At 47.7% G+C, this 13,162-nt stretch carries 13 protein-coding genes and 1 riboswitch; of the genes, 12 read left to right on the forward strand and 1 reads right to left on the reverse strand.

Annotation, left to right across the window (positions count from 1 at the left end):
• Positions 1 to 11 precede the first annotated feature (11 nt).
• The 7 genes from OQ477_RS01270 (at position 12) to OQ477_RS01300 (ending at position 8,270) form a co-directional block, all read left to right on the forward strand.
• The gene (locus OQ477_RS01270; protein WP_007612950.1) at positions 12 to 791 is read left to right on the forward strand and encodes an enoyl-CoA hydratase; all 780 of its coding nucleotides are present in this window, start codon (positions 12 to 14) and stop codon (positions 789 to 791) included.
• A gap of 13 nt (positions 792 to 804) precedes the next feature.
• On the forward strand, positions 805 to 1,578 hold the full coding sequence (locus OQ477_RS01275; RefSeq protein WP_007612949.1) for an electron transfer flavoprotein subunit beta/FixA family protein: 774 nt from the start codon (positions 805 to 807) through the stop codon (positions 1,576 to 1,578).
• A 31-nt stretch (positions 1,579 to 1,609) separates the two neighbouring features.
• Positions 1,610 to 2,587 (forward strand): electron transfer flavoprotein subunit alpha/FixB family protein, encoded by a 978-nt coding sequence (locus OQ477_RS01280; RefSeq protein ID WP_265971150.1) that lies wholly within the window; start codon positions 1,610 to 1,612, stop codon positions 2,585 to 2,587.
• 213 nt (positions 2,588 to 2,800) lie between these two features.
• Complete coding sequence (locus tag OQ477_RS01285; RefSeq protein WP_265971151.1) at positions 2,801 to 4,291, forward strand: alpha-N-arabinofuranosidase; 1,491 nt, start codon at positions 2,801 to 2,803, stop codon at positions 4,289 to 4,291.
• 153 nt (positions 4,292 to 4,444) lie between these two features.
• Positions 4,445 to 4,759: a thioredoxin gene (gene trxA, locus OQ477_RS01290; RefSeq protein ID WP_003152560.1), complete on the forward strand. Its 315-nt coding sequence runs from the start codon at positions 4,445 to 4,447 to the stop codon at positions 4,757 to 4,759.
• A gap of 142 nt (positions 4,760 to 4,901) precedes the next feature.
• Entirely contained in the window at positions 4,902 to 6,674 is a 1,773-nt protein-coding gene (gene uvrC, locus OQ477_RS01295) for an excinuclease ABC subunit UvrC (protein ID WP_265971152.1), read from the forward strand.
• A gap of 61 nt (positions 6,675 to 6,735) precedes the next feature.
• Positions 6,736 to 6,915, forward strand: a riboswitch (Lysine riboswitch).
• 125 nt (positions 6,916 to 7,040) lie between these two features.
• The gene (locus OQ477_RS01300; RefSeq protein WP_032873773.1) at positions 7,041 to 8,270 is read left to right on the forward strand and encodes an aspartate kinase; all 1,230 of its coding nucleotides are present in this window, start codon (positions 7,041 to 7,043) and stop codon (positions 8,268 to 8,270) included.
• Positions 8,271 to 8,316: 46 nt separating this feature from the next.
• Here the strand turns inward: OQ477_RS01300 and OQ477_RS01305 are convergent, their stop codons facing one another.
• Positions 8,317 to 8,763: a YslB family protein gene (locus OQ477_RS01305; protein WP_007612940.1), complete on the reverse strand. Its 447-nt coding sequence runs from the start codon at positions 8,761 to 8,763 to the stop codon at positions 8,317 to 8,319.
• Between the two features lie 296 nt (positions 8,764 to 9,059).
• On the opposite strand from OQ477_RS01305, the gene sdhC reads away from it, so the two are divergent.
• The 5 genes from sdhC to gerE all read left to right on the forward strand — a co-directional run bounded on the left by sdhC (position 9,060) and on the right by gerE (position 13,065).
• A complete protein-coding gene (gene sdhC / locus OQ477_RS01310; protein WP_265971154.1) occupies positions 9,060 to 9,668 on the forward strand; it encodes a succinate dehydrogenase cytochrome B558 in 609 nt (202 codons plus the stop codon).
• A gap of 33 nt (positions 9,669 to 9,701) precedes the next feature.
• Positions 9,702 to 11,462, forward strand: a complete 1,761-nt coding sequence (gene sdhA / locus OQ477_RS01315; protein ID WP_003152573.1) for a succinate dehydrogenase flavoprotein subunit — start codon at positions 9,702 to 9,704, stop codon at positions 11,460 to 11,462.
• A gap of 2 nt (positions 11,463 to 11,464) precedes the next feature.
• A complete protein-coding gene (gene sdhB, locus OQ477_RS01320) occupies positions 11,465 to 12,223 on the forward strand; it encodes a succinate dehydrogenase iron-sulfur subunit (RefSeq protein WP_003152575.1) in 759 nt (252 codons plus the stop codon).
• Positions 12,224 to 12,282: 59 nt separating this feature from the next.
• Complete coding sequence (locus tag OQ477_RS01325; RefSeq protein WP_012118126.1) at positions 12,283 to 12,720, forward strand: acyl-CoA thioesterase; 438 nt, start codon at positions 12,283 to 12,285, stop codon at positions 12,718 to 12,720.
• A gap of 120 nt (positions 12,721 to 12,840) precedes the next feature.
• A complete protein-coding gene (gene gerE / locus OQ477_RS01330; RefSeq protein ID WP_003152579.1) occupies positions 12,841 to 13,065 on the forward strand; it encodes a spore germination transcription factor GerE in 225 nt (74 codons plus the stop codon).
• Positions 13,066 to 13,162: the final 97 nt, after the last annotated feature.

The following is a 13,162-nucleotide window of genomic DNA, read 5'->3' on the forward strand; positions in this document are numbered from 1 at the left end:
GGGGTTGACGGATGAACAGCCTTTCGATGGCGGTAGAACAATCTGTTGCGGTGATCACCATTAATCATCAGCCGGCCAACGCGCTGTCCGGTGCGGTTTTAGATGAGTTGTCCGGTCTGTTCGACCGATGTGAAACAGATGACAGCGTCAGAAGCATCATCATTCGCGGTGAGGGAAAATTTTTCTCGGCGGGCGCCGATATAAAGGAATTTACGTCGCTTGAGAATCTTGAGCAATCTTCTGCCATGGCGGATAAAGGCCAGCAGCTGATGGAAAGAATTGAAGGGTTTCCGAAGCCCGTTATCGCGGCGATTCACGGCGCTGCGCTCGGCGGCGGCCTTGAGCTTGCCATGGCCTGCCATATCAGAATCGCCACATTGGATGCAAAGCTCGGCCTGCCCGAGCTGAATCTCGGCATTATTCCGGGCTTTGCCGGGACGCAGCGGCTTCCCCGGTACGTCGGTACGGCGAAAGCGCTTGAAATGATCGGCACTTCAGAACCTGTGACCGGAGAAGAAGCGCTCAGCCTCGGCCTTGTCACGATAGGCGCCGAACATGAGGAAGAGCTGCTGCAAAAAGCGAAAACGCTCGCGGGCAAATTTGCGGAAAAAAGCCCGCAGTCGATGGCTTATCTGCTTGAGCTCCTTTATTCAAACAAGATCTATTCTTATGACGGCGGCTTAAAGCTTGAAGCAAAGCGCTTTGGGGAAGCATTTGCATCAGATGACGCAAAAGAAGGCATTCAGGCATTTCTCGAAAAAAGAAAGCCTCAATTCGGTGGGCGAAGATAAAGGGGATAAGATTATGAATCTATTTGTACTGATGAAACGGACGTTTGACACAGAAGAGAAAATCGTCATTGAAGCAGGAAAGATTCAGGAGGACGGGGCCGAATTTATCATTAATCCGTATGATGAATACGCCATTGAAGAAGCCATTCAGCTGAAGGAAGAGCACGGCGGAACCGTTACCGCCGTAACCGTCGGCGGAGAAGATGCGGAGAAAGAACTGAGAACCGCCCTTGCGATGGGCTGTGACCAGGCGGTGTTAATCAATATTGAAGATGATCTGAGCGATCCTGACCAATACTCCATTTCAACTATCTTATATCATTATTTCAAGGACCGGGAATATGATCTGATTCTCGGCGGAAATGTCGCGATTGACGGCGGTTCAGGCCAAGTGGCTCCAAGGCTTGCCGAACTGCTGAACATTCCTTGCGTCACAACGATCACAAAACTGACAATCAGCGGCGATGAAGCTGTGGCAGAGAAAGACAATGAAGGGGATACCGAAATCATTAAAACCTCACTTCCTTTAGTCATCACGGCACAGCAAGGCTTAAACGAGCCGCGCTATCCGTCGCTTCCGGGCATTATGAAGGCGAAGAAAAAACCGCTGGAAGAACTTGAGCTCGATGATCTCGACATTGATGAAGATGAAGCCGCACCGAAGCTCAAAACGATCGAACGTTTTCTGCCGCCGCAAAAAGAAGCGGGCAGACTGATCGAAGGAGAAGCCGCTGAGCAGGCGAAAGAGCTTGTGTCACTGCTGAGAAAAGAAGCCAAAGTCGTATAAACCGATATTAAAGAAACTGGGGGATGTCAGAATGGGAAAAAAAGTGATCGTACTCGGAGAAATTCGTGACGGCGCCTTACGGAACGTCACCTTTGAAGCCATAGCAGCAGGCAAAACCATTTCCGGCGGAGGAGATGTCATCGGCGTGCTGATGGGAAAAGGCGCAGCTGATGCAGCATCAGAACTCATTCAGTACGGCGCCGACAAAGTATTTACGGCCGATGTGCCGGGGCTTTCTCAGTATACGGCGGACGGATATGCCGCGGTTCTCGGGGATCTGATCGAAAACGAAAAGCCTGATGCGGTCATTTTCGGCCACACTTCTATGGGAAAAGATTTGTCACCTAAGCTTGCGGCCCGGTTTGAAACGGGGCTGATTTCAGACAGCACGGATGTAAGCGTTACCGGAGACAACATCGTTTTTACAAGACCGATTTATTCGGGCAAAGCCTTTGAACAGGTGATTTCAACCGATCCGTTCATTTTGGCGACAATTCGGCCGAATAATATTCAGGCATTAGAAAAAGACGCGAACCGGACGGGTGATATTGAAGAGCTTGCGGCACCTCCGGCAGATTTGCGGACGGTCATTGAAGAAGTAGTCAAAAAAACGGCGGACGGCGTGGATTTATCAGAAGCGAAAATTATCGTAGCAGGCGGCCGCGGTGTAAAAAGCAAAGATGGATTTGAACCGTTAAAAGAACTTGCCGAGGTGCTCGGAGCAGCGGTGGGCGCTTCACGCGGCGCGTGTGACGCGGACTATTGCGATTATTCTCTTCAAATCGGCCAGACGGGAAAAGTCGTCACGCCGGATTTGTATATCGCCTGCGGCATTTCCGGAGCGATTCAGCACTTGGCGGGCATGTCAAACAGTAAGGTCATTGTTGCCATTAACAAAGACCCGGAAGCGGAAATATTTAAAATAGCGGACTACGGAATTGTCGGCGATTTGTTCGAAGTGGTTCCGCTTCTGACGCAGGAATTTAAAAATGCCAATATTCATTCATAATCATAAACCCTCTGGCTTATTTGTCAGAGGGTTTTGGTTTGTGTTAATTGGTTCGTACAAATTGCAGATTAATAAAACAACGGATTGACATGTACGAACCAATGTAATAAGCTTTTGTAAAGCGCTTACAAACTTATCCATTCAGCACACATCCCAGATACATAGATCGTCTCTAGTGCTTTCATTCTTATTAAGGGGAAGGAATGATCAAGTTTGTCTCACAATACGGCAGTCATTCAAACTGATATCACACGGGGAACCATTAATAAAAACATATACGGACATTTCGCGGAACACCTGGGAAGAGGCATATATGAGGGCATCTGGGTCGGAAAAGATTCCGATATTCCGAATACCGGCGGGGTCAGGACGGATGTCGCCGCCGCCCTCAAACAGCTTCAGATTCCCGTCCTCAGATGGCCGGGCGGCTGTTTTGCAGATGAATACCATTGGGCAAACGGCGTAGGGAAACGCAAAACCATGCTGAATACCCATTGGGCAGGAACGATTGATTCCAATGAATTCGGCACGCACGAGTTTATGATGCTTTGTGAACTGCTCGGCTGCGAACCGTACATCGCCGGAAACGTCGGCAGCGGAACGGTTAAAGAAATGGCTGATTGGATTGAATACATGACGTTTGAAGCGGGCACGCCGATGTCCGACTGGAGAAAAGAAAACGGGCGGGAAAAACCGTGGAAGCTGAAATATTTCGGAATAGGAAATGAGAACTGGGGCTGCGGCGGAAACATGCATCCTGAGTATTATGCCGACCTTTACAGAAACTTTCAAACCTATGTCCGCAATTACAGCGGTAATGAAATCTATAAAATTGCGGGCGGCGCGAATGTCGACGATTACCGCTGGACTGAAACTTTAATGAAAAAAGCCGCGGATCTCATGGACGGGCTGAGCCTGCATTATTACACAATACCGGGCGACTTCTGGAAGGGGAAAGGATCAGCGACGGAGTTTTCGGAAGATGAATGGTTCATCACGATGAAAAAAGCGGCGCATATGGATGAATTGATCACAAGGCACAGTGCCATCATGGATCAGTACGATCCCGAAAAAAGAGTCGGGCTGATCATTGATGAATGGGGCACGTGGCTTGATCCTGAGCCGGGCACGAATCCGGGCTTTCTGTATCAGCAGAATACGATCCGCGACGCCCTTGTCGCAGCCACGCATTTTCACATTTTTCATCAGCACGCAGACCGCGTACAGATGGCCAATATCGCGCAAACCGTCAACGTGCTTCAGGCAATGATCCTGACAAAAGGGAAAGAAATGCTGTTGACGCCGACGTATCATGTGTTTGATATGTTTAAGGTGCATCAGGACACTTCTTTTTTGGCGACAGAAACAAAAGCAGCCGGGTACGAATGGAATGACGGCCGGCTCCCGCAAGTCAGCATTTCAGCGTCCAAACAGCAAAACGGAGACATACATATCAGCATTTGCAATATCGATCATCTGCACAAAGCTGATGTGAAGATTGAACTGCGGGGCATGAAAAAGACAGGGAAGCCTTCGGGAACGATTCTGCACGCGGAAAAAATGAATGCCCATAATACATTCAGCAGTCCGGAAAACGTCAAACCGAAGCCTTTTTCCGGGTTTGCTCAAAAGGGCGGAAAACTTGAGGCGGAGCTTCCTCCGATGGCGGTTGTATTAATCACGCTGCCTGCGGACCCATCTTAAGTTTTGAACGCCCGCCGCCCGGTTATAATATACTGTATAAAAAAGATTATTTCCGGCGGGTTCGGGAGAAAATAATATAAGCATTAAATTAGCATGAACGAATGGGAGATGCTATACTAAAAATCATCATTTGACAATTGGAGGAATAACAAAATGGCTATCGTAAAAGCAACTGATCAATCGTTCTCAGCTGAAACAAGTGAAGGTGTCGTATTGGCTGATTTCTGGGCTCCTTGGTGCGGACCTTGTAAAATGATCGCGCCCGTTCTTGAAGAGCTCGATCAAGAAATGGGAGACAAACTGAAAATCGTCAAAATCGACGTGGATGAAAACCAAGAAACTGCCGGTAAATACGGCGTCATGAGCATCCCGACACTTCTCGTATTGAAAGACGGAGAAGTCGTTGAAACATCTGTCGGTTTCAAACCGAAAGAAGCTCTTGAAGAGCTTGTAAACAAACATCTGTAAGCCGAAAGCTTCCGTTACGGCAGGGCGATTCCTTTTAAAGGGAATCGCCTTTTTTGATCTTCCAAAAGCTGAGAATGGAGAAAAACAAATGTTCGTGATACACTGAATGGACACGAGAAATGAATGTAAGGAAGGGTAACGTATGAATAAACAACTGAAAGAAAAGCTGGCCCTCCTTCCCGATCAGCCGGGCTGTTATTTAATGAAAGACCGTCAAAAAACAGTCATCTACGTGGGGAAAGCGAAAGTCTTGAAAAACAGGGTGCGCTCTTATTTCACCGGTTCTCATGACGCAAAAACCCAACGGCTTGTGACGGAGATTGAGGACTTTGAATATATCGTGACTTCCTCCAATCTTGAAGCGCTTATTTTGGAAATGAATCTGATTAAAAAATACGATCCGAAATACAATGTCATGCTGAAAGATGATAAAACCTATCCCTTTATTAAAATCACCCATGAACGCCATCCGCGGCTGATTGTCACCCGGAATGTCAAAAAAGACAAAGGACGCTATTTCGGCCCGTATCCGAATGTGCAGGCGGCGCGGGAAACGAAAAAACTTCTGGACCGCCTTTACCCGCTCAGGAAATGCTCAAAGCTTCCGGACCGCGTCTGTCTCTATTATCATCTCGGACAATGCCTCGCCCCATGTGTAAAGGATATATCTGAGGAGACAAACCGCGAGATTGTTGAAGACATCACCCGTTTTTTAAAGGGAGGGCATAACGAAATCAAAAAAGAGCTCAAAGCGAAAATGGCAGAAGCGGCGGAAAAGCTTGAATTTGAACGGGCTAAAGAATTCCGCGACCAGCTTGCTCACATCGAATCGACGATGGAGAAGCAAAAAATGACCATGAATGACCTTCTGGACCGCGATGTGTTTGCATATGCCTACGATAAAGGCTGGATGTGCGTCCAAGTCTTTTTCATTCGCCAAGGAAAACTGATCGAACGCGACGTCAGCATGTTTCCGATGTATCAGGAAGCGGATGAAGAATTTCTGACCTTCATCGGCCAGTTCTATTCCAAAAACAATCACTTTCTGCCTAAGGAAATTCTGGTGCCTGACAGCGTTGACAGGGACATGATCACGGAGCTGCTGGAAACCGCCGTGCATCAGCCGAAAAAAGGCCCGAAAAAAGAGCTGCTTTTGCTTGCGCACAAAAATGCGAAAATCGCTCTGCGGGAAAAATTCTCGTTAATCGAGCGGGATGAGGAACGGTCAATCGGTGCAGCCGAACGGCTCGGCGAAGCGCTGAATATTTACACGCCGCATCGGATTGAAGCGTTTGACAACTCCAATATTCAAGGCACAAACCCCGTATCGGCCATGATTGTCTTTATTGACGGAAAACCGAATAAAAAGGAATACCGCAAATATAAAATTAAAACCGTAACAGGGCCGGATGATTACGGCTCAATGAGGGAAGTCGTCAGAAGAAGGTACACGAGGGTGCTCCGCGAAAATCTTCCGCTGCCGGATTTAATCATCATTGACGGCGGAAAAGGGCAGATTAACGCGGCGCGCGACGTGCTCGAGAATGAGCTCGGCCTTGATGTCCCGGTAGCGGGATTGGCGAAAGATGATAAACACCGAACATCCAACCTTTTGATCGGCGACCCGCTTGAACCGGTGTTTCTGGAGCGGAACAGCCAAGAGTTTTACCTGCTTCAGCGTATTCAGGACGAAGTTCACCGTTTTGCGATCAGCTTTCACAGACAGATCCGGGGAAAAAGCGTCTTTCAATCCGTTCTGGATGATATCCCCGGAATCGGCGAAAAACGCAAAAAAATGCTCTTAAAACATTTCGGATCTGTCAAAAAGATGAAGGAAGCAAGCCTTGACGAGATCAAAAAAGCGGGTGTGCCGGCCGCGGCGGCCCAGCTGCTGTTTAAAAAATTAAAAAAATAGTATTGTGCTTTTCTGAAAAATCTGCTAGAATGTGAACTAATTTCATAAGATCGTGTTATATGGTGAAGATAGAGGTGCGAACTTCAATAGTAAGCCTTTGGAGAATGATGGATTCTGCGAAAAAGGCTGAAAGGGGAGCGTCGCCGAAGTGTATCACATCCCATCGGTGTGATTTGCTGGCCTTGCATTAAATAAATGTAAGGCTGTCAAGAATTCATTTTCTTGGAGGGCTATCTCGTTGTTCATAATCAATCGTAATGATATGAAAAAGCAATGAGAGCTATTCCTCTCATTGCTTTTTTTATTGTGGACAAAACGCTCTTTTCTCCTCACCCGCACGAACCAAAATGTAAAGGGTGGTCTAGTATGGGTCTTATCGTACAAAAATTCGGAGGCACTTCCGTCGGCTCTGCCGAAAAAATTCAAAATGCCGCAAATCGCGCCATTGCTGAAAAGCAAAAAGGCCATGATGTCGTAGTCGTCGTTTCAGCAATGGGAAAATCAACCGACGCGCTCGTTAACCTCGCGGCTGAAATCACATCTGAACCAAGCAGACGCGAGATGGATATGCTTTTGTCTACGGGAGAGCAGGTCACGATTTCGCTTTTGGCCATGGCGCTTCAGGAAAAAGGATATGACGCCGTCTCTTATACGGGCTGGCAGGCGGGTGTCCGCACGGAAGCCGTTCACGGTAATGCGAGAATTACGGATATTGATATCACGGCGATTCGTTCGCAGCTTGCAGAAGGCAAAATTACAGTCGTTGCCGGTTTTCAGGGCGTAACGGAAGACGGAGGCATCACGACGCTCGGACGGGGCGGTTCCGATACGACGGCGGTCGCTCTTGCAGCAGCGCTGGAAGCGGATAAATGCGACATTTATACAGATGTTCCGGGCGTATTTACGACAGATCCGCGGTATGTCCGGTCAGCGAGAAAACTGGCGGGAATTTCTTATGATGAAATGCTGGAGCTTGCAAATCTAGGAGCGGGTGTTCTTCACCCGCGGGCGGTTGAGTTCGCGAAAAACTACCAAGTGCCTTTGGAAGTGCGGTCAAGCACAGAACATGAAGCTGGAACATTAATTGAGGAGGAATCATCAATGGAGCAGAATTTAATCGTCAGAGGAATTGCATTTGAAGACCAGATCACGAGGGTGTCCGTTACAGGCCTTGCAAGCGGATTGACAACACTTTCAACAATCTTCACCGCGCTGGCAAAACGAAACATCAACGTTGACATTATTATTCAGACACAGTCGGACGATGGGGAAGCGGATATTTCTTTCTCGGTGAAAACGGAAGATGCCGCGCAAACGGTCGCCGTGCTTGAAGAATATAAAAACGCGCTTGACTATGAAAAAATTGAAACCGAAAGAAAACTGGCGAAAGTCTCCATTGTCGGGTCGGGCATGGTTTCAAATCCCGGCGTCGCCGCGGACATGTTTGCCGTACTGGCGGAAAAAAATGTACAAGTCAAAATGGTGAGCACATCTGAAATAAAAGTATCAGCGGTTGTCAGCGAAAATGATATGGTGAAAGCGGTCGAAGCGCTTCATGATGCGTTTGAGCTTTCTAAACAGCCGTCTGCCGTATAAACGGGCAGGCAAAAAGGCGGGACTTGGAGTCACCGCCTTTTTTCAATTATACAGGGTCCTTCATATCCCATTTTACAGTCAGGACGACTTTATCCGCTCTCTTTTTTACCTGTTCATAAGATTCTGCAATCTGATCGTTCATCAATTGAATCTGTTCGGCTATAAAACCGGCTTCAAGCTGAAAACAAGGCTCTTTCTGATGTTTGAGCCTGCTGGATACGAGCGGTCCTTCCAGTTCGAATTCCAGTTCTTGTTTTTTTGATCCTGCGTTTGTCAAAGTTCCCCAGCCGGCTTTTTCAAAAAAGGCGGGGATTTCTTCCCACGATTGAAGAGGAAATTTGCGGGCGAGGCGTTTTCCCGCCCAATACATCATGGATGAATGCTCCGGGCCGAGGATATCCGGAAGCACGATTTCCCGGATTAATTCGTAGCCGTATGCGCTGACGTCGAGTTCAGTTAAAGGTTCTAAAGCTGCTTCATAATTATTCTTCATATTATGTATTCCCCTCTCTCCTTCGTTTATTATAGCTTAAACATGGGGGAGGATTACAGGATGATCCTATAAAACACGCGAAAAAATGTGAGAAAGATATCGCAGGAAAATAAAATTTTCCCTCCAGATAATCAATTCCGAAAATTATAATTTATGTACACGTTTTCTTGACGCCCTTTTGAGGGAGGAGTAAAATGAAATTGTCAATAAATTTTAATAAAGTGCTTACAATTGAAACGAAGTGGGGGCAGAGATTTTAGTACATTTCGCACTTAAATCAAACAGGGGGTAAAGTAATGTCTGGGAACAGAGAGTTTTATTTTCGAAGATTGCATTCCTTGCTCGGTGTTATTCCGGTCGGCATCTTTTTGATCCAGCATTTAGTCGTCAACCAATTTGCCGCAAGGGGAGCGGATGCGTTTAACAAGGCGGCCGGCTTTATGGACAGTCTGCCGTTCAGGTATGCGTTAGAAATTTTTATTATTTTCTTACCTTTAATTTATCATGCGGTTTACGGTGTGTACATAGCATTTACTGCGAAAAACAACGCTGGCCACTACAGTTATTTCAGAAACTGGATGTTTGTGCTTCAGCGTGTCACTGGTATTCTCACCCTTATTTTCGTCAGCTGGCATGTATGGCAGACGCGGATTGCCGCGCAGATGGGCGCTGAAGTCAACTTCGATATGATGGCGAATATTCTGAGCTCGCCGTTTATGCTCGGTTTTTACATTGTAGGCGTTTTATCGGTCATTTTCCACTTTTCAAACGGCTTATGGTCTTTTGCGGTCACATGGGGGATCACGGTCACGCCGCGTTCTCAAAGAATTTCGACTTACGTGACGCTGATTATATTTTTAGCGCTTTCATACGTAGGTTTAAAAGCGATTTTAGCGTTTGTGTAAGAGAACTAGATTACTAGAGGGAGAGGGGCTATCATGAGTCAATCAAGCATTATCGTAGTCGGCGGGGGTCTTGCCGGCCTCATGGCGACAATTAAAGCAGCGGAATCAGGCACGGCCGTTAAATTGTTTTCCATCGTTCCGGTCAAACGCTCTCACTCGGTCTGCGCGCAGGGCGGGATAAACGGAGCTGTCAACACAAAAGGGGAAGGAGACTCTCCGTTTGAGCATTTTGATGACACGGTATACGGAGGCGACTTTTTGGCAAACCAGCCTCCTGTAAAAGCGATGTGTGAAGCGGCGCCGTCCATTATCCACTTATTGGACCGCATGGGGGTTATGTTTAACAGAACGCCGGAAGGGCTCTTGGACTTCCGCCGTTTCGGGGGTACACAGCATCACAGAACCGCATACGCGGGAGCGACGACGGGTCAGCAGCTTCTTTACGCACTGGACGAGCAGGTGCGCAGATATGAAGTGGCGGGTCTTGTCACAAAATATGAAGGCTGGGAATTCCTCGGCGCCGTTCTTGACGATGAGCGCACGTGCCGCGGTATCGTAGCCCAAAATCTGACCAATATGCAAATCGAGTCATTCCGTTCTGACGCCGTTATTATGGCGACGGGAGGTCCCGGAATCGTATTCGGCAAATCAACAAACAGCATGATCAACACGGGATCTGCCGCATCAATCGTCTATCAGCAGGGCGCTTATTATGCAAACGGCGAATTTATCCAAATTCACCCGACAGCAATCCCGGGGGACGATAAACTGCGTCTGATGAGTGAATCGGCGCGCGGCGAGGGCGGAAGAGTCTGGACGTATAAAGACGGAAAACCTTGGTACTTCCTTGAGGAAAAATATCCGGCTTATGGAAACCTCGTGCCGCGGGATATTGCGACACGTGAAATCTTTGACGTGTGCGTGAATCAGAAACTCGGCATCAACGGTGAAAACATGGTGTATCTCGATCTGTCGCACAAAGATCCGAAAGAGCTTGACGTTAAGCTTGGCGGCATTATCGAAATCTATGAAAAATTCATGGGCGATGACCCGCGCAAGCTTCCGATGAAAATTTTCCCTGCCGTTCACTATTCAATGGGCGGACTGTGGGTTGATTATGATCAGATGACAAGCATCCGCGGACTGTTCGCAGCGGGAGAATGTGATTATTCAATGCACGGAGGAAACCGTTTAGGGGCGAACTCTCTGCTTTCCGCTATCTACGGTGGAATGGTGGCCGGACCGAATGCGGTGAAATATGTTTCCGGACTTGAAACATCAGCGGAAGACCTGTCTTCTTCATTATTTGATTCCTATGTGAAAAAAGAAGAAGAAAAATGGGCCGATATCATGAAGATGGACGGCGACGAAAATGCTTACGTGCTTCACCGTGAGCTCGGAGAATGGATGACGGCCAACGTCACGGTGGTCCGCCACAACGACAAGCTTTTGAAAACGGATGACAAAATCCAAGAGCTGATGGAACGCTTTAAGAAAATCAATATCAACGATACGACAAAATGGAGCAACCAAGGGGCGATGTTCACCCGCCAGTTCTCCAATATGCTTCAGCTTGCCAGAGTCATCACGCTCGGCGCATATAACCGAAATGAAAGCCGGGGAGCGCACTATAAACCGGATTTCCCTGAAAGAAATGACGATGAGTGGCTCAAAACGACGATGGCTAAACATGCCGGTCCGTTTGAAGCTCCGGAATTTGAATATCAGGATGTCGATGTATCACTGATTGCGCCCCGTAAACGCGACTACTCGAAGAAGAAGGTGGCGAAATAATCATGAGTGAGAAAAAGATACGGTTTATCATTACACGTCAGGATACGCCCGAAAGCGCGCCATACGATGAAGAATTCGAAATCAATTACCGCCCGAATCTGAACGTGATTTCCGCCCTGATGGAAATCCGCAGAAACCCCGTGAATGCAAAAGGAGAGAAAACCACTCCGGTCGCATGGGACATGAACTGTCTTGAAGAAGTATGCGGCGCCTGCTCCATGGTCATCAATGGGAGACCTCGCCAGTCATGCACGGCGCTGATTGATAAGCTGGAACAGCCGATCCGTCTGAAGCCGATGAAAACATTCCCGGTTGTCCGTGACCTTCAGGTTGACCGCAGCAGAATGTTTGATTCACTGAAAAAAGTGAAAGCATGGGTGCCGATTGACGGAACTTACGATTTGGGGCCGGGGCCGAGAATGCCGGAAAAACGCCGCCAGTGGGCATATGAATTGTCTAAATGCATGACATGCGGCGTCTGCCTCGAAGCCTGCCCGAACGTCAACAGCAAGTCGAAATTCATGGGGCCTGCCCCGATGTCGCAAGTGCGTCTGTTTAACGCCCATCCGACGGGCGCGATGAACAAAGCAGAACGTTTAGAAGCGTTAATGACAGACGGCGGCCTCGGAGATTGCGGGAATTCACAAAACTGTGTTCAATCCTGCCCGAAAGGCATTCCGCTTACGACTTCAATCGCTGCTTTGAACAGAGATACCAATTTACAAGCATTCCGTAATTTCTTCGGAAGCGACAGAGTATAAGAAAGAGAAAAAGAGCCTCTTCCGCACGGGAGAGGTTTTTTTATAAGGAGCTGAAGGTGATGAAACAACCGCAATATATTGATATCCCGTTTGAAGAATGGAGACAGTCGTTTTCTTTCTTTACTGAAGTATCGGTTCGTTTTTCAGAAACGGATATGTTCGGCCATATGAATAATGTAACCCCTTTCATCTATTTTGAAGAAGCACGGATCGCTTATTTTAAACAGCGAGGCATAACGGCGCAAAACTCGGAAACGATGACGGTCGTCGCAAGCCAGCAGTGTGACTATATGCGTCAGGTGATGCCGTATGAAAATCTGCGGATTTATGTGAAAGCAAGCGCTGCCGGAAATGCGTCCGTCACCCTTCATTACCTTGGAGAAAATGAGTCGGGCCTCCCGTGCTTTACAGGTTCCGTCGTTATGGTTCAAGTGTCGAAGAAAAGCGGCAAAGCGGTCAGCTGGACGGAGCGGGAGAAAGGCATTCTGCTCGCCTGAACGGATAACTATTTCTCTAAGAGACGTCACCTCCGAAGCGCCCTTTACATATGATATCTTGACTATATAAACCCATTCGTTTCAGATTCGCTCTCACCTTAGCAAGGAGGGTTACAATACTTGAAGGAGAAAGATTTTCAATCAAAGCCGCTGCTGACCAAAAGAGAAAGAGAAGTATTCGAATTGCTCGTTCAAGACAAGACAACAAAGGAAATTGCAAGCGAGCTATTTATCAGTGAAAAAACTGTACGGAATCACATTTCAAATGCCATGCAGAAGTTAGGTGTGAAAGGGCGTTCGCAAGCTGTTGTCGAGCTTCTTAGAATGGGTGAGCTAGAGCTCTGATTCTTGCCGGTTTTCCTTCTTTTCGAGAAGGAGCCGGTTATTTGCGTTGGCGCCCGGGCTGATGGGCATGCGGTGAAAATCCCGTTTTTCCTTTTTC

Source organism: Bacillus sp. ChL18, assembly GCF_026241425.1.
GTDB classification, from domain to species: Bacteria; Bacillota; Bacilli; order Bacillales; family Bacillaceae; genus Bacillus; species Bacillus velezensis.

Excerpts from the sequence above, each read along its gene's own strand:
- sdhB (WP_003152575.1), top strand. The coding sequence starts at position 11,465 with ATGAGTGAGAAAAAGATACGGTTTATCATTACACGTCAGGATACGCCC.
- OQ477_RS01280 (WP_265971150.1), top strand. The coding sequence starts at position 1,610 with ATGGGAAAAAAAGTGATCGTACTCGGAGAAATTCGTGACGGCGCCTTA.
- OQ477_RS01275 (WP_007612949.1), top strand. The coding sequence starts at position 805 with ATGAATCTATTTGTACTGATGAAACGGACGTTTGACACAGAAGAGAAA.
- uvrC (WP_265971152.1), top strand. The coding sequence starts at position 4,902 with ATGAATAAACAACTGAAAGAAAAGCTGGCCCTCCTTCCCGATCAGCCG.
- sdhA (WP_003152573.1), top strand. The coding sequence starts at position 9,702 with ATGAGTCAATCAAGCATTATCGTAGTCGGCGGGGGTCTTGCCGGCCTC.
- sdhC (WP_265971154.1), top strand. The coding sequence starts at position 9,060 with ATGTCTGGGAACAGAGAGTTTTATTTTCGAAGATTGCATTCCTTGCTC.
- OQ477_RS01270 (WP_007612950.1), top strand. The coding sequence starts at position 12 with ATGAACAGCCTTTCGATGGCGGTAGAACAATCTGTTGCGGTGATCACC.
- OQ477_RS01305 (WP_007612940.1), bottom strand. The coding sequence starts at position 8,763 with ATGAAGAATAATTATGAAGCAGCTTTAGAACCTTTAACTGAACTCGAC.
- OQ477_RS01300 (WP_032873773.1), top strand. The coding sequence starts at position 7,041 with ATGGGTCTTATCGTACAAAAATTCGGAGGCACTTCCGTCGGCTCTGCC.
- trxA (WP_003152560.1), top strand. The coding sequence starts at position 4,445 with ATGGCTATCGTAAAAGCAACTGATCAATCGTTCTCAGCTGAAACAAGT.
- OQ477_RS01325 (WP_012118126.1), top strand. The coding sequence starts at position 12,283 with ATGAAACAACCGCAATATATTGATATCCCGTTTGAAGAATGGAGACAG.